Here is a 14,511-nt window from a genome sequence, read left to right as displayed (position 1 = left end):
ACGCGCTATTATACTTCAAGTTCTTTCGTTTGAATTAAATAGCGCATAACTTCAATTACAGCTACATATAAATCTTCTGGAATCGTCTCATCTTCCTCGACTTGATAATATAAAGAACGAGCGAGCGGACGGTTCTCTACCATTGGTATTTCTTGTTCACGGGCAAGCGTTCGTATATATAATGCGAGCTCATCTTCCCCTTTTGCAACGACAATAGGCGCCGCATCAACTTGTTTATTGTAACGAAGCACAACTGAAATATGCGTCGGGTTGTTCACAATAAACGTTGCACCATCCATCTTCTTCGCGATTGTCCCTTGCAAGATGGCATGCATAAAGTTTTTTCGTTTCCCCTTTACTTGCGGGTCACCTTCATTATCTTTATGCTCTTGTTTCACTTCTTCTTTTTTCATCTTAATATCTTGTTCGTACTCCCATTTTTGATAAATGAAATCAATAATAGAAAGAATGATTAAAATAATTAAAATGGCTAGAAAGATAAATTTAATTTGGCTAATAATTTCAGTAAGTGACGCTGTCCAGTTAAATCCAATCATACTAACAATCTTCTCTAAATTCTTTTTAAAGAGAACGTACGAAACGTAACCGATTAATCCCATATAAAACAGTGATTTCAAAATATCTACTAAACTTTTACGACTAAACAATCTCGTAAAATAGTTTTTCGGATTAATACGTGATGCTTTCGGCTTAAGTACTTTAGAAGAAAATAAGAAACCAACTTGAATCATATAATTGAACAAATGAAAAGCATATACAAGTATTAATATAGGAGCCGATACTTTCAGAAGTAATATACCCATTAAATAAAAATACTCGGTCGAATCTGTATTTTTTCCAATTTGATCAAACAGTACCGCTACGGAATGTGCAATCTCATAGCCGAGCCAATCTCCGAAAAAGTAAACGACAACTGCTAATACAAGAATGGAAAATAAATTATTTAAATCTTTACTCCGGGCGATATTCCCTTCTTCACGCGATTTTTTACGCTTCTGCGGGGTGGCCTTTTCTGTTTTATTATCCTTTGCCATGCGCGTCCCCCTACTTCGTTAAGAAAAAGTTAAATAGTTTCGTATACTCTTCCAGTAATACGTCTGTCATATTTTTAAACACATAACCGAGCATCGGTACACTCATCGCAATAAACAAAATACCACACGTTATTTTAATTACGTACGCATTCATAAAAACGTTTAATTGCGGTGCATTTTTTGCAATTAAAATAAGGACGAAATTAATAATGAATAGACTGCCCATAAGTGGCAAAGCAATTTCAACCGCTGATGTAATTGCAAATAATAACGTTGCGAGTAGACTATCTAAAAAACTAGTCGTCAACAATTTTGAAATCGCCTCTGTATATTGAAACGACTTTAAAATCGTGGCAACGAAATAGTTAATGCCGCCCAGTGAAATAAAAATAATAAGAAAAAATATATCAAAAATTGTTGATAGTAAAGTAGACTGTGACCCTGCATTTACATCAAATAAACTCGCCTGTGATAAACCGATATCAAAGTCTAAAATATGCCCTGCCATTTTCGGAATGTTCCACAGCATCTCTACAATTTTTGAAAGGGATAACCCAATTACAATTTGCGTTCCTGCATAAGCTGCTACATCCCAAACTGTCTTTATGTGAGAGACATCCACTTGATCTGCCACTGTAATCGAAAGAGCGAGTCCAAATGTAACCTTTGCCATCGCCGGAATCGATCGCCCTGAGAAAAACGGTAGAAAATATAAAAATGAAGTAATGCGACAAAACGCAAAAAACGTCGCCGCCCATAATTCCATATTCATTTCAGTTCACCTATCTTAGTACGAACGCAATAGCGATGGGATTTTATCAAATAAATCTAAAATAAGCATCGTTAACTCTTGAAACATCCACGGACCTAAAATGATAATAACGAGCACAATACTCGCCATTTTCGGTAAAAACGTCAGCGTTTGCTCTTGAATTTGCATCATCGCCATAATAACGGCGATAATAATAACGACAATCATACTCACAACGGCAATCGGCATTAAAATCATAACCCCTTTATAAAAAAAGGTTTGGAAAATATCTATAATTGGTGACGTATTCATTTATATGACTCCTATCACATAGCATCAAACGCTTCAGGCGACCGTCTTAAACATAATATCGACGATTTTTGTATATCCACCTAAATATACGAAAACAAGTATTTTAAATGGTAAACTTAAAATCATCGGCGGTACCATCATCATCCCAAGGTACATTAAAAGTGTACTAATAATTAAATCAATAAAGACAAACGCTAAATAAATGAACATCCCTGTTAATAAACCTTTTTGAATTTGCGTTAACGTAAAGGATGGCACAAGCGTAAACAATGAAAGATCCTTTAAATCTTTCGGCAACTCTTCTCCACGCACTTTAAGCATCATTTTCAAATCATGCTTATACGTATGCTTCGACATATAATCTTTCATAATCGGAGCTGTCGTTTCCGCAGCTTGACTTACTGTTATTTTTTCTTTCGTCATCGGGTCCCACACATCACTCTTTAATTGACCAAGCACTGGCTGCATTGTAAACAGCGATAAAAATAATGCGAGTCCAACAAGCACTTGGTTCGGTGGTAAATTCATAACCCCAAGCCCTTGACGAGTAATCCCAAGAACAATCATAAAATAAGTAAAATGCGTAAATAAAAGAACGATAGAAGAAGATAATGATAGAAGGGTAACGAGCGCGAATAGTTGTACACTTGAATTACTCGTAAACTCTTTTCCATTTTCGAAATTAATAAAGCCGTTCGGGGCTGCATACGCTGGATTTACAAAAACAAATGAAAAAACAATAGAAAATACGAAAATAACGGCAAATAACGATAACTGTTTCTTTATTCTCATGATGGATCCTCTACTTTTTTCGTTTCACTCTTCACCGCGTCTTCTAGCGCTTGTTGAAACTGATTTCCTGTTCCTGTTAACTGTACAGATTGTACACCGTTATTACTTATAACAGTAAACACTTGCTTCCCGTCCACTTCAAACAAAAAGGCACTCGTTTGATGATTTAAAAATACGCCGTCTTTCACTTGAATATGGCCGTTTTCACCTTGCTTAAAAAACTGCTGTTTGCGCGTCTTTTTTGTCATATAATATGCACCATAGCCGAGCGCACCAAACAGTAAAACGACTTGAAATAAGGTCGTCATATACGACATATGACTCCTCCTCTACTCTTTATCCTGCATTTGATTTTGCGCCTTCATAAGCGCTGCATGTTTCTTATCAGCTTCAATTTCAGAAATAATAATACCAAACTTCTCGTCCATTACTATTGCCTCACCAATACCGACTTTCATATCACTTAAATATACATCTACTTTATGTCCTAAATTTTTCTCTACTTCAAGAACATCGCCAACTTTTAACTGCTTCACATCACCAAGCGTAATAGATGACTTCCCAAGCTTTACTCCAAGTTCAATCGAAATATCTGAAACGGTATCAATATGTGCCTTCCCCGCTTCATTTCGTTTCCCTGCAAATTCTTCTAATCCCATTAATGACACAGGAGATACTTCATGCTTCATATGGATCCTCCTACTCTATAAAACTTTTAAATAGGAGCGCCTTACGCGTTCCATCTTTCCCGATAAAACAATTAAATTTATGCTTTCCATCTACATAACCACGTAGTTGGTCTGAAACTTTCGTATGAAGCGGAATAATATCGCCTTCTTCAATTTGCTCAATCTCGCCCATTGTCATCTTCTGCTCACCAACCGCAACGTGAACAGGCTTGTACACTTGATTTACTTTCACTTCTACTTCAGACGTATACTTTTTACGCTTATCCGAAGAATGTTCGACAATATTTTCAGACGTTAACTTATCCATAATTTCTTCAACAGATAAGAACGGAATACCGATACGAACTGTCGTATTCCAAAACTCTGTTTTCATATTTACGTTCAATAATGAAATAATATCGCTCGCCGTCGTAATCTTCAGCGCATTCGGATCTGTCTCCGTCGTTACAAACTTCGGTTCAATCGCAACAACGCTTTCAAATGATTGCTCTAAATTTTTACAAAGAAGCAAGAATATATTATCAAGCGTTAAAAACTCAAACGCCGTTAACGGTCTGCGCATCGTAAAGTTACGCTTACTATCTCCGCCAAGCCAGCATTCATGAATATATATAACGAACGCTAAATCAATCTCAATAACAATTTCTCCAAGCTCTGGTAAACCTAGATCTATCACGCAATATAAATAATAATCTTTCGGCATTTTCTCTACATACTCACTCGTAAATGGAACTTGCTCAACCGTTGAAGGCTCTAGTTCAATTGGAATACGCATACGCGCTGACAACGTCTGCGACGTCTGCTTTCCAAACGTAGACGCAATTGCCTGCAAACTACGTAAATGCTCAACACCAAACTTCTCCGGTCTATTAAAATCATACTCTTGAAATTTATCTTGCTTCCCTGCTTCTTGTGCGAAAGCTGGCATTTCTTCGCCTTCATTTACCGCCTTCAGCAGGGCATCAATTTGCTCTTGGCTTAATTTTTCGCCACTCATGACAATCCCCTTCCCTACCTTTTCAATTCAACGATTTCAACGTACATTTTCCCATTCTTCGTCAAAATCTTTCCGGTTCCAATCTCTTCATTCTCAAGCATAAGACGCACCGTATTTTTCGTTGAATTTTCAAGACGATACAATGTACCTTTCGTAATATGAAGCAGATCTTCAATTTTCTTTTTCGTATTTCCGATTTCAAAATAAATTGTTAACGGAATATCATCTTGTAATTTCAAATCTAGCCAACTCCCATATCATGTTCACAAAAATTTCATGTTCTCTATTTATATAATGAAATTTTCTATTTCGAAACGTCGATATTTAATATTTTTTTAATATATCCTTGCGTTTCTTTAAATGGTGGTACGCCTCCATACTTTCTCACATTACCAGGGCCAGCATTATAAGAAGCAAGTGCCAATACGAGATCACCGTTATTTTTCTTTAAATAACCGCTTAACTCTTTCACACCGCCCTCAATACTTTCAGCTGGTGAAAATGGATTTTTCACACCCATCTCTTTCACATTCGCTGGCATAAGCTGCATCAGCCCCATCGCCCCTGCATGTGACACCGTTTTCGGATTAAAATTAGACTCTACTTCAATCATTTTTTGAATTAACGTTTTCGGAATTCCATATGTATTACTTACGCGATCAATAATATCCTCATACTTACCTTCATTTGAAGAACGTATTTTCTGAATATTATATTTATTCGTTAATCCCCACGTATCAGCAGCCTCATTTTTCGTTTCTGGAAAACGTCGTTCAAACTCTTTTTGTGCAACTTGTACTTCATCTACTTGCTTCGTTTCAGCTTTTTCCTCAGGCTTACTCGCTTCTTCTACTTTATTAATAGATTCTCCCGGTTTGTTAACAACCGTTTCTATTTTCGTAGATTGTACCGGCTGACTCATATCTTCTACTTTTGCCATTTGCGGAGTAACCTTCGTCTCCTTCGCAGGTTCACTCTGCAATTGATCTTGAAAACGACTACTAACGAACGCCTGCGGACTACTTAACTTTTGCTGCATTTGTCCTTTTTTATATGCAAGAACTTCTTTTACTATATTTCCAATTACCATAATATCACCTTTTCGGTAAACAAAGATAATCTAATATTAGAGTTTTTTAAAAAAGTTTGCAATAATCCTTTTAATAATATTTTAATAAAAAAATGAATATATTGTTAAACTGTTATTTTTTTATATTTATTAATTCGAATTTTTAGTTGACACCCGTTATAGCAAGGATTACAATAAATCTCGAAATCGATTTTTTCGCATATTACCGTTTTTCGATTTGCAGAAAAGTCAATATAAAAAAATGGGGGTTCTTAACATGAGAATTAATACAAACATTAATAGTTTACGTACGCAAGAATACATGCGTCAAAACCAAGCAAAAATGAGCAATTCTATGGACCGTTTGTCAAGCGGTAAACGTATCAACAACGCTTCTGACGATGCAGCAGGTCTTGCAATCGCAACTCGTATGCGTGCTCGTGAAAGCGGTCTAAACGTAGCTGCTAACAACACACAAGACGGTATGTCATTAATCCGTACAGCTGACTCAGCTTTAGGATCTGTATCTAACATCTTACTTCGTATGCGTGACCTTGCAAACCAATCTGCAAACGGCACAAATACATCTGATAACCAAGCTGCAATGCAAAAAGAATTTGCAGAACTACAAAAGCAAATTACTTACATTTCAGAGAACACACAATTCAATGATAAAAACTTATTACAGTCTGATTCATCTATTAACATTCAAACATTAGACTCTTCAGATGGTAATCAACAAATCGGTATTAACTTAAAATCAGCTTCTTTAAAATCTCTTGGAATTGACCAATTAGCGATTGGTGCTTCTGCTAACCCACTTGCAAAAGCTACTGTTGATGCAAGTGAAGCTGTTGATAAAGCTACTGCGCTAACTAAATCATTTAAAGAATCAGTTATTTCGATTGCTGACGGTGCAACTGGTCCTGATAAAGCTGCAGCTACGCTAGCAAAAGCTTATATTAACGCTGCTAATCAAGGAGATAAAGACACTGCTAAATTAGCTATTACAAACGCTGCTGATCCTAATGATAAAGCTAAAGCCGAAGAATTAGTTAACAAATTCGATGCATTACAAGCTTCAGAAAACGGTAAAAAAGCTGAACTTACTCTAGCTACAGCAGCTTCTGACCAAGATGTAAAAGCTGCTAAATTAGTTACAGATTATAAACAAGCTAAAACCAACCTAGATACACCGGCTAAAGATTACCTTGCTGCTAAAGCTGTTTATGAAGCAGATACAAGTAATGCTGTTAACAAACAAAAATTAGAAGATGCTAAAGGAGTAATGGAGAATACAGCAGGTTCTAAAGATTTAGTTTCTAAATTTGAAACTGCTAAAGCTGCTGCTACAAATGGTACTCCATTAGATGCGGTAAGCAAAATTGACGCTGCATTAAAAACAGTTGCTGACAACCGTGCAACTCTAGGTGCTACATTAAACCGTCTTGACTTTAACGTAAACAACCTTAAGAGCCAATCTTCTGCTATGGCTTCAGCTGCTTCTCAAATCGAAGACGCTGACATGGCGAAAGAAATGTCTGAAATGACTAAGTTCAAAATCTTGAACGAAGCTGGTATTAGCATGCTTTCTCAAGCAAACCAAACTCCACAAATGGTTTCTAAATTATTACAATAAACCATTTGAGTTAGTTTCATGAACAAACCTCTCTGCTTGCGGAGAGGTTTGTTTTTTCTATATAAATGAATTATTTGTAAAACCTTTCTTTTTTCAGGTGAAAGAGAGCATCCGCGGTGCGTAGAAGCGGGCAGTGCCTATTTCTATCCCCTCCCATGTTAAAATACAAACAGGAAATGAGCATAAGCCTTTTTTCTCTTCATAGCCGTTTATTAGCTCTAGAACACCGACTATATAAATCTATAAGGAATGTCTATTATGTGTATCGGCACGAATATTTTAAGTATGAATGCTAGGCAGTCGTTATATGGGATATATGTTGCGATGGAGCATTTAGTTGTACTTAATACAGTTCCACAGGCTAATAAAATTCCACAAATAGTTTCTAAGTTACTACAATCGTAAATATAACCTTTAAAACTATTGAAATAACTCCATAAAAAATAAAAAGGAGATACATATATGCTATGTATCCCACTTTTAATATCAACCTATCCGTTATAAATTAGATCCTCCGCTAATGACGCAAAAATCTCCCCAACAAGTGAATCTTCATCATATACACATGAACCGCCATTCTCTTCACGCTTCGCAAACGGGATTTGAGCGATTACTTCTGTTTGCAGTTGTTCTGCTAACATTTCGCCGCCACCTTTTCCGAAGAGGTAGTTTCTTGACCCATCTTTTTCTTCGTAATATGCCATGTTTTCAACGATACCTAAAATATCGTGTTTCGTATTTTTTGCCATCACTCCTACTCTAGATGCGACAAATGATGCTACGTTATGAGGCGTTGTAACGATAATTTCCTTCGCTTGTGGAATCATGGCAGCGACATCTATCGCAACGTCTCCTGTTCCTGGTGGTAAATCTAGAAGAAGATAGTCTAGTTTTCCCCAGTGTGTGTTCGCAAGGAAGTTTTGAATCCATTTGTTTAACATTGGTCCTCGCCACATTACTGGGTTATTCCCTTCTGTGAAGAATCCCATCGACATAATTTTAACACCGTGACTAACGACTGGAAGTGCGGTTTGATCGATCATCGTTGGCTTTTCATTCGTTTCCATCATTGCCGGGATACTGAACCCGTATATATCTGCATCTAAAATCCCAACCTTTTTACCCATACGCGCTAAAGCAGTAGCAAGGTTAATCGTCACAGTTGATTTACCAACTCCTCCTTTTCCGCTCGTTACAGTAATAAAACGTACTCCTGAATCAGGTCGAAGCATACTAGGCATTCCAGTTTCTGTTCTAGCTTCTTTCTTTAAAGACGCTGTTAATGCCGCTCGTTCTTCCGGTGTCATTGAACCAAATGTTAAAGACACTTTCGATGCACCAATATTTCGAAGAGAGTCTTCAATATCTTGTTGAATTTTCGCCTTTAGCGGACAACCTTGTATCGTTAAAACTACTTCTAGCCCAACCTCTGTACCATCTATCTTTATATTTCTGACCATATTTAATTCCACAATACTCTTGTGCAACTCCGGATCTTCTACATGGCTTAAAGCATTCATAATTTGTTCGTGAGTAATCATCATACACATTCCTTCCATTATAGTCATTTCACCTGATGGAAAAAGTCTCCGCTTTTCCCACCCGTTTTTTGCACTAAATACGTTTCTTTCATAACCATCGTTTTATCAACAGCTTTACACATATCGTAAAAAGTAAGAGCGGCGATTGATACGGCAGTTAATGCTTCCATTTCTACCCCTGTTTTACCACTGCATGTTACTGTCGCTCGTATGGTCAACTCATAGCCATCGGTTTTCTTTTCATAATGAAACGTAAAATCAGTTCCTTGGATTAATATCGGGTGACACATAGGGATTATATCCGCTGTTTTTTTAGCACCGATTATGCCAGCCACTTGTGCGACTTGAAGCGGGTCACCTTTTTTCAATCCCCCACTTTGGATTGCTTCAAATAGTTCATTTGATAAAGAAATTGTACTTTGTGCAATAGCTGTGCGTGTTGAAATATCTTTTTGAGAAATATCAACCATTTCAGCTCTTCCCTCTTCGTTCCAATGCGAAAACTCACTCATAATGATCCTCCTTAACATATGAAAAAATTAATATTCTAATAGAAAGAATTAACCTCCACTTACAGGTGGGATAAACGCGACAGTATCTCCAGCTCTTACAATATCTTCTTCCGTTACAAATTCTTCATTAATTGCTGCCATAACTTTATCTAGCGTCTGTAATTGATAGTTATCTTTCAGGCATTTTTTCAATTGATAAACATTCATCTCTCGTTTTTCTATTATTACTAATCTCTCTGAACCGACTTCTTCTCGTAAATTTGCGAACAGTAAAATTGTAATCATTCTCTCATTCTTCTTTCTTTGGTTTTCCCTCTGGATACGAAGTATTTTCGAGTTGATCTCCAATCCACTCCGTTCCATCTTCCCAAAATTCTTTTTTCCAAATTGGGACGATTCTCTTTATACGTTCAATTGCGTATTCATTCGCTTCGTACGCTACTTTACGATGTGGTGACGATACTGCAATGACAACAGCGACATCCATTATTTCTAATCGTCCTACTCGGTGTGTGATTGCTATTTTGGCATCGGGCCACTTTTTCTTAATTTCTTCTCCAATTGCAGTAAGCTTTTTTACTGCCATCGGTTTATATGCTTCATACTCAAGATGTAACGTTCGTTTTCCTTTCGTTAATTCTCTTACCGTTCCAATAAAAGTTGTAATTGCTCCTGCTTCTCGTCTTGCTACTTTATTCGTTACTTCTTCAACTACAATCCGATTATCGACAATTTCAAATAGTGCTTGTCCCATCAAAACCTCTCCCCACTTTACGGAATGTCCAAGGCCATTCACTACCTTCGTTATCTTCTAATAAAAGAATGTCTACAAACATCCCTTTCTTATATCCTCTCGTTCCGCCCTGTAGGACGATAAAAATGTTTGATTCTGCTAATGAAGAAACGGAACTAGATTTATCAAATCCTGATGGATAAGCGATTAGTTGTCCTTCGTTATACTTCAGCTTACCTCGTACAAATCTTGTAAATGGATTAGGTTTTAGAAAGTCTTCTCCGAGCATTGCTTTTTCTCGTTTTACATGTGGTTTTTCGCTAAACATATACGCACGAATGCTAGGTTTTACGAATAATTCAAAGCCTACGTAACAAGCAGATGGATTACCTGATAATCCAAATAATATTTTTCCGTTTAATTGCGCTACAGTCGTGACGCTACCCGGCCGCATGGCTACTTTATTAAAAAGAACTGATGCGCCTAATTTTTCGTATATAGCTGGCAAATAGTCATAGTCGCCTACCGAAACACCACCAGTTGTAATTAACATATCCACTTCGCTTAACGCTTTTTTCACTGCTTCGTAGCACGTATTCAAATCGTCGCTAAACTTCCCGAAGTATTTTACTCTTCCACCTGCTCTTCGAATTTGAGACGATATCATATACGTATTACTATTTCGGATTTTCCCAGGTTGTAGTTCTTCATTTACATCGAGAAGTTCACTCCCAGTCGCTAATAGTCCAATTATGGGCTTTTTCGCTACTGGCACTTCGCTATAACCGAATGTAGCAAGAAGAGCAGAAATACCTGGATTAATGTAACAACCTCTTTTTGCGAGAACGGTTCCTTTACGTGCATCTTCACCTTGAAAGGATATATTGTCCCCTTCTTTAAATGAGCGCCTCACTTCCATATAGCTTTTTCCGATATTTTCATATTGACGATGACGAGTGAGTTCTAGCATGACGACCGCGTTACATCCTTTCGGAATTTGTGCGCCTGTCATAATTCGAACTGCTTGAAACGCTTCTACTTCTTTATGGAATACAGAACCTGCTCCAATTTCACCGATGACTTCAAATACAATTGGATTCTCACGACTTGCCCGCGACGTATCTTCTGCCCTAATAGCAAATCCATCATATGGCGAGCGATCGAAGGAAGGAACATCGTGATCAGCTACTAAATCGTCTGCTAACGTCCGTCCGTATGCTAATTCCAGTGGTACTAGTTCTTTTACACCATAATTAGCAAATTCCATCACTTTACGAACAGCCTCTTCAACTGTAATTGGCACTCTTCTTTCCATCATTACCAATCCCTTTCTATTACCCTAATAACCGATAGTAAAGTTGTTTTGCTTTTTGAATTTCATTCGTTCCGTGAATAAATACACGCCCATCTTGAAAAATGACGATGCGATACTCTTCTAATTGGCAAGAGAGCAAATATGGATTCCGATCAACTTTCCCGTGGTTTTTCAATACTTTTTCTAACTCGTCAAAGTCGTAATGACTATTATGCGCCGGTCTAATTTGAACTGTATTTCTTCCGCATAACACAGCTGTCTTCGTTTGATTTTCGTATGATAAATAAGGATAAGTTCTATTTGTTCCGCACGAAGGACAGTCTTCCGTTTTGATTTTTCCTAGTTTGAGAGAATGATGTTGATTACTCCATATATCAAACATTAAAAAAGTTTTCCGAACTGCTTCATAGTCTTCTACTAAAATTTTGAATGCTTCTGCCACTTGGTACGCTGCGACGATTTGAACAGCTGGACTAATAATTCCAACTGTGTCACATGTCGCCCCTGTAACAGGAACACTTTTCAACACGCAATGTAAGCACGGTGTTTTCTTCGGAATAATTGTATAGCTCATGCCATAACTTCCGACACAAGAACCGTAAATCCAAGGGATATTGTATTTTTGTGATGTATCATTAATCACGAACCGAATATCGAAATTATCTGTTGCATCAATAATGACATCGACACCACCTAGTAAAGCTTCCATATTATCTACTCTTGCATCCATTACAAGAGCTTGAATTTGCACGTCTGAATTAATTTGTTTGAGACGATTCTGCGCTGCAATTGCTTTTGGCAATTTTTCTATCGCATCTTGTTCAGCGTAAAGTTGTTGCCGCTGTAAATTGCTCCATTCTACGTAATCGCGATCAATAATCGTTAATTTCCCGATACCTGCACGTACAAACGCCTCTGCACTTGCACTTCCTAACGCACCTGCCCCTATTATTAATACATGCTTATTTCTAATCTTCTCTTGCCCTTCTTTTCCAATAGGAGTGAACAACTGTTGTCGTGAATACCGCTCTATCATGAGGTAACCTTCCTTTCATGTAAAAATCAGCTTCATATACTGTTATTTTTTCAATACATCTTCTTCGATAGCACTTTGTTTCTGATAACAAGAAAAATAAGCGAATCCAACAAATCCCGCTCCGCCAATTACATTTCCGATAAAGACAGGCACAAAGTTTTTCGCAAGATCCATCCACGTAAGGTGACCCGCAAAAATCACGGCTGAAATGACAAACATATTTGCTACTACTTGTTGAAATCCAATTACGACAAATGCCATAATCGGAATCCAAATTCCAACAATCTTCCCAATTAAATCGTTCGTTCCGTATGCTAACCAAATCGCAAGGCAAACGAGCCAGTTACAGCCAATTGCTAAAATTAACGTTCTCCCAAAAGATTCATGTAACTTATCTTGAGCTATCGCTATCGTTTTATTTAAATACGCTCCCTCAGTTAACCCGCCAAGATGACCGAAACAATACGCTACGAAAAGTGCACCTACAAAGTTAGTTAAAGTAATCCAGGCCCAATTGTGTAACACATGTTTCAATGAAATTTTCCGTGCATAAAGTGCCATAGACATTGACATCATATTTCCCGTAATTAATTCTCCTCCTGTTAACACAACTAGCATCAGTCCGATAGGAAAAACCGCTCCTCCTATAAAATTGACTAAACTTCCCCATTGCTCCGGTACATTACCGAGAACACGAATATTAAGTAAAAATCCTATCGAAATGAATGCTCCTCCTAAAAAACCAAGGATAAGCATAGCTGATAGCGGTTGCCTTACCTTTTGAACACCGGATTCAATCACAAGCGCAGCAATTTGTTCCGGTTTATGAAATGCCATAACCAATTCCTCCATTTTTCTCATCTAAAAAAAGCAGCACCAAAAACCCTTACCATCGTAAGGATTTTTGAATGCTGCTTAATCTCTCTGCATATCTCTTACAGAAATATCAATCATCATTTTTACTATACTCATAGAAAGTGTACAAAACTTGCACATTTCCCACTATTTACGTTAACAAAGAGAATCCATATTCATAGTAGTTTCTCAGCCACCGATATGAGACATTTCAATTTTCGGCATTATTTTTTTATTCGTATCGCTTAACCGTTCATCTGAATAACGGTCTGAACGATTATTCCAAATGTCACGAATAACATTAGTAATCTCCTCATCCGTATATCCAGTACGAAGTAATTCTTTAAGATCGTTTCCTTTAGAAGCAAACAAACAAGTATACAATTTCCCTTCTGCGGAAATACGTGCTCTTGTACATGATGAACAGAACGAATCCGTTACAGATGAAATAATTCCTATTTCTTCTTCGCTACCAACATAACGATAACGTGTTGCAACTTCACCAGGATAGTTCGCCTCAATACGTTCAAGCGGCATAACTTTATGAATCATCTCTACTATTTCCTGCTTAGAAACTACTTCACCTAATTCCCAGCCGTTAAAATTTCCGACATCCATATATTCAATGAAACGAAGGATATGCTTATTCTCTTTAAAGTACTCTGCCATCTGAACGATGTCTTCTTCATTTTTCCCTTTTTGGACAACCATGTTCATTTTAATTTTCATTCCGGCTTCCGCTGCAGCCTGTATTCCCGCAAGAACCGTTTTTACTTTACTTCTATTCCCATTTAAATAAGAGAATCGTTCTTCATTTAACGAGTCTAAACTAACTGTTACACGAGATAAACCCGCCTTATATAAATCTGGAGCAAACTTTTTAAGTAATGATCCATTTGTCGTTAAACCAATATCCTCTACTCCATCAATTTCGTTTAACCGCTGTATGAGTTCAGGTAAGTCTTTTCGAAGTAAAGGCTCTCCTCCGGTAATACGTAACTTTCTTACACCTAAAGAAACGAAAATACGTGTAATCCTTTCAATTTCATCAAAAGATAAAATTTTATCATTAGACAAAAAAGAATAATCACGACCAAATATTTCTTCTGGCATACAATATCGACAGCGAAAATTACAGCGATCAGTAACAGAAATACGTAAATCCTTTAAAGGACGATCTAATTTGTCTAATGTAACAGATTTCATGATTATTGC

At 37.2% G+C, this 14,511-nt stretch carries 19 protein-coding genes; 2 read left to right on the top strand and 17 right to left on the bottom strand.

Annotated elements, in window-relative coordinates; genetic code table 11:
• Positions 1–8: 8 nt before the first annotated feature.
• The 9 genes from flhB to LCF45_RS08485 all read right to left on the bottom strand — a co-directional run bounded on the left by flhB (position 9) and on the right by LCF45_RS08485 (position 5,686).
• The gene (gene flhB / locus LCF45_RS08525; protein ID WP_002011992.1) at positions 9–1,055 is read right to left on the bottom strand and encodes a flagellar type III secretion system protein FlhB; all 1,047 of its coding nucleotides are present in this window, start codon (positions 1,053–1,055) and stop codon (positions 9–11) included.
• A gap of 10 nt (positions 1,056–1,065) precedes the next feature.
• Positions 1,066–1,827, bottom strand: a complete 762-nt coding sequence (locus tag LCF45_RS08520) for a flagellar biosynthetic protein FliR (protein WP_001055697.1) — start codon at positions 1,825–1,827, stop codon at positions 1,066–1,068.
• A gap of 15 nt (positions 1,828–1,842) precedes the next feature.
• Positions 1,843–2,118 carry a flagellar biosynthetic protein FliQ gene (locus LCF45_RS08515; RefSeq protein WP_002011993.1) on the bottom strand — a complete coding sequence of 92 codons (276 nt, stop codon included), beginning with the start codon at positions 2,116–2,118 and terminating at the stop codon, positions 1,843–1,845.
• A 33-nt stretch (positions 2,119–2,151) separates the two neighbouring features.
• Positions 2,152–2,910 carry a flagellar type III secretion system pore protein FliP gene (locus LCF45_RS08510; protein ID WP_002168718.1) on the bottom strand — a complete coding sequence of 253 codons (759 nt, stop codon included), beginning with the start codon at positions 2,908–2,910 and terminating at the stop codon, positions 2,152–2,154.
• The gene (locus LCF45_RS08505) at positions 2,907–3,227 is read right to left on the bottom strand and encodes a hypothetical protein (RefSeq protein ID WP_000121171.1); all 321 of its coding nucleotides are present in this window, start codon (positions 3,225–3,227) and stop codon (positions 2,907–2,909) included. Before LCF45_RS08505 ends, LCF45_RS08510 begins: the two co-directional genes overlap by 4 nt.
• Before the next feature lie 12 nt (positions 3,228–3,239).
• The gene (gene fliN / locus LCF45_RS08500) at positions 3,240–3,599 is read right to left on the bottom strand and encodes a flagellar motor switch protein FliN (RefSeq protein ID WP_002011996.1); all 360 of its coding nucleotides are present in this window, start codon (positions 3,597–3,599) and stop codon (positions 3,240–3,242) included.
• Between the two features lie 10 nt (positions 3,600–3,609).
• Positions 3,610–4,596, bottom strand: coding sequence for a flagellar motor switch protein FliM (fliM, locus tag LCF45_RS08495; protein ID WP_002011997.1), 987 nt, complete (start codon positions 4,594–4,596; stop codon positions 3,610–3,612).
• A 14-nt stretch (positions 4,597–4,610) separates the two neighbouring features.
• Complete coding sequence (locus LCF45_RS08490; RefSeq protein ID WP_000775712.1) at positions 4,611–4,835, bottom strand: flagellar motor switch protein FliN; 225 nt, start codon at positions 4,833–4,835, stop codon at positions 4,611–4,613.
• A 65-nt stretch (positions 4,836–4,900) separates the two neighbouring features.
• Positions 4,901–5,686, bottom strand: coding sequence for a lytic transglycosylase domain-containing protein (locus LCF45_RS08485; protein ID WP_078203040.1), 786 nt, complete (start codon positions 5,684–5,686; stop codon positions 4,901–4,903).
• 256 nt (positions 5,687–5,942) lie between these two features.
• Between LCF45_RS08485 and LCF45_RS08480 the strand changes: the two genes are divergently transcribed.
• Both LCF45_RS08480 and LCF45_RS08475 read left to right on the top strand, forming a co-directional pair.
• On the top strand, positions 5,943–7,304 hold the full coding sequence (locus LCF45_RS08480) for a flagellin N-terminal helical domain-containing protein (RefSeq protein ID WP_078203039.1): 1,362 nt from the start codon (positions 5,943–5,945) through the stop codon (positions 7,302–7,304).
• Positions 7,305–7,562: 258 nt separating this feature from the next.
• Entirely contained in the window at positions 7,563–7,709 is a 147-nt protein-coding gene (locus LCF45_RS08475) for a hypothetical protein (RefSeq protein WP_233149517.1), read from the top strand.
• Between the two features lie 86 nt (positions 7,710–7,795).
• Here LCF45_RS08475 and LCF45_RS08470 read toward each other — a convergent pair whose 3' ends face one another.
• From LCF45_RS08470 to moaA, 8 genes are all read right to left on the bottom strand, one after another.
• Entirely contained in the window at positions 7,796–8,848 is a 1,053-nt protein-coding gene (locus LCF45_RS08470; protein ID WP_078203086.1) for a P-loop NTPase, read from the bottom strand.
• 20 nt (positions 8,849–8,868) lie between these two features.
• Positions 8,869–9,357, bottom strand: a complete 489-nt coding sequence (gene moaC, locus LCF45_RS08465; RefSeq protein WP_002168722.1) for a cyclic pyranopterin monophosphate synthase MoaC — start codon at positions 9,355–9,357, stop codon at positions 8,869–8,871.
• 48 nt (positions 9,358–9,405) lie between these two features.
• Positions 9,406–9,642 carry a molybdopterin converting factor subunit 1 gene (moaD, locus tag LCF45_RS08460; protein ID WP_078203038.1) on the bottom strand — a complete coding sequence of 79 codons (237 nt, stop codon included), beginning with the start codon at positions 9,640–9,642 and terminating at the stop codon, positions 9,406–9,408.
• 4 nt (positions 9,643–9,646) lie between these two features.
• Positions 9,647–10,111, bottom strand: coding sequence for a molybdenum cofactor biosynthesis protein MoaE (locus tag LCF45_RS08455; protein WP_078203037.1), 465 nt, complete (start codon positions 10,109–10,111; stop codon positions 9,647–9,649).
• Positions 10,092–11,405, bottom strand: a complete 1,314-nt coding sequence (glp, locus tag LCF45_RS08450) for a molybdopterin molybdotransferase MoeA (protein ID WP_139358494.1) — start codon at positions 11,403–11,405, stop codon at positions 10,092–10,094. Before glp ends, LCF45_RS08455 begins: the two co-directional genes overlap by 20 nt.
• Before the next feature lie 19 nt (positions 11,406–11,424).
• A complete protein-coding gene (locus LCF45_RS08445) occupies positions 11,425–12,441 on the bottom strand; it encodes a molybdopterin-synthase adenylyltransferase MoeB (RefSeq protein WP_078206715.1) in 1,017 nt (338 codons plus the stop codon).
• A 42-nt stretch (positions 12,442–12,483) separates the two neighbouring features.
• A complete protein-coding gene (locus LCF45_RS08440) occupies positions 12,484–13,278 on the bottom strand; it encodes a formate channel (protein WP_002126614.1) in 795 nt (264 codons plus the stop codon).
• Positions 13,279–13,485: 207 nt separating this feature from the next.
• Positions 13,486–14,502 (bottom strand): GTP 3',8-cyclase MoaA, encoded by a 1,017-nt coding sequence (gene moaA / locus LCF45_RS08435; protein ID WP_078203035.1) that lies wholly within the window; start codon positions 14,500–14,502, stop codon positions 13,486–13,488.
• Between the last annotated feature and the right edge of the window lie 9 nt (positions 14,503–14,511).

This window comes from Bacillus sp. 41-22, from assembly GCF_025809295.1.
Classification (GTDB): domain Bacteria; phylum Bacillota; class Bacilli; order Bacillales; family Bacillaceae_G; genus Bacillus_A; species Bacillus_A mycoides.
Note: the sequence above shows the minus strand (reverse complement) of the source record. Positions and strands in the feature narration are given on the sequence as shown.

What these genes read in the sequence shown, in the direction of transcription:
- flhB (WP_002011992.1), bottom strand. Translation starts at nt 1,055, where the DNA reads ATGGCAAAGGATAATAAAACAGAAAAGGCCACCCCGCAGAAGCGTAAA.
- LCF45_RS08520 (WP_001055697.1), bottom strand. Translation starts at nt 1,827, where the DNA reads ATGAATATGGAATTATGGGCGGCGACGTTTTTTGCGTTTTGTCGCATT.
- LCF45_RS08515 (WP_002011993.1), bottom strand. Translation starts at nt 2,118, where the DNA reads ATGAATACGTCACCAATTATAGATATTTTCCAAACCTTTTTTTATAAA.
- LCF45_RS08510 (WP_002168718.1), bottom strand. Translation starts at nt 2,910, where the DNA reads ATGAGAATAAAGAAACAGTTATCGTTATTTGCCGTTATTTTCGTATTT.
- LCF45_RS08505 (WP_000121171.1), bottom strand. Translation starts at nt 3,227, where the DNA reads ATGTCGTATATGACGACCTTATTTCAAGTCGTTTTACTGTTTGGTGCG.
- fliN (WP_002011996.1), bottom strand. Translation starts at nt 3,599, where the DNA reads ATGAAGCATGAAGTATCTCCTGTGTCATTAATGGGATTAGAAGAATTT.
- fliM (WP_002011997.1), bottom strand. Translation starts at nt 4,596, where the DNA reads ATGAGTGGCGAAAAATTAAGCCAAGAGCAAATTGATGCCCTGCTGAAG.
- LCF45_RS08485 (WP_078203040.1), bottom strand. Translation starts at nt 5,686, where the DNA reads ATGGTAATTGGAAATATAGTAAAAGAAGTTCTTGCATATAAAAAAGGA.
- LCF45_RS08480 (WP_078203039.1), top strand. Translation starts at nt 5,943, where the DNA reads ATGAGAATTAATACAAACATTAATAGTTTACGTACGCAAGAATACATG.
- LCF45_RS08475 (WP_233149517.1), top strand. Translation starts at nt 7,563, where the DNA reads ATGTGTATCGGCACGAATATTTTAAGTATGAATGCTAGGCAGTCGTTA.
- LCF45_RS08470 (WP_078203086.1), bottom strand. Translation starts at nt 8,848, where the DNA reads ATGATGATTACTCACGAACAAATTATGAATGCTTTAAGCCATGTAGAA.
- moaC (WP_002168722.1), bottom strand. Translation starts at nt 9,357, where the DNA reads ATGAGTGAGTTTTCGCATTGGAACGAAGAGGGAAGAGCTGAAATGGTT.
- moaD (WP_078203038.1), bottom strand. Translation starts at nt 9,642, where the DNA reads ATGATTACAATTTTACTGTTCGCAAATTTACGAGAAGAAGTCGGTTCA.
- LCF45_RS08455 (WP_078203037.1), bottom strand. Translation starts at nt 10,111, where the DNA reads ATGGGACAAGCACTATTTGAAATTGTCGATAATCGGATTGTAGTTGAA.
- glp (WP_139358494.1), bottom strand. Translation starts at nt 11,405, where the DNA reads ATGGAAAGAAGAGTGCCAATTACAGTTGAAGAGGCTGTTCGTAAAGTG.
- LCF45_RS08445 (WP_078206715.1), bottom strand. Translation starts at nt 12,441, where the DNA reads ATGATAGAGCGGTATTCACGACAACAGTTGTTCACTCCTATTGGAAAA.
- LCF45_RS08440 (WP_002126614.1), bottom strand. Translation starts at nt 13,278, where the DNA reads ATGGCATTTCATAAACCGGAACAAATTGCTGCGCTTGTGATTGAATCC.
- moaA (WP_078203035.1), bottom strand. Translation starts at nt 14,502, where the DNA reads ATGAAATCTGTTACATTAGACAAATTAGATCGTCCTTTAAAGGATTTA.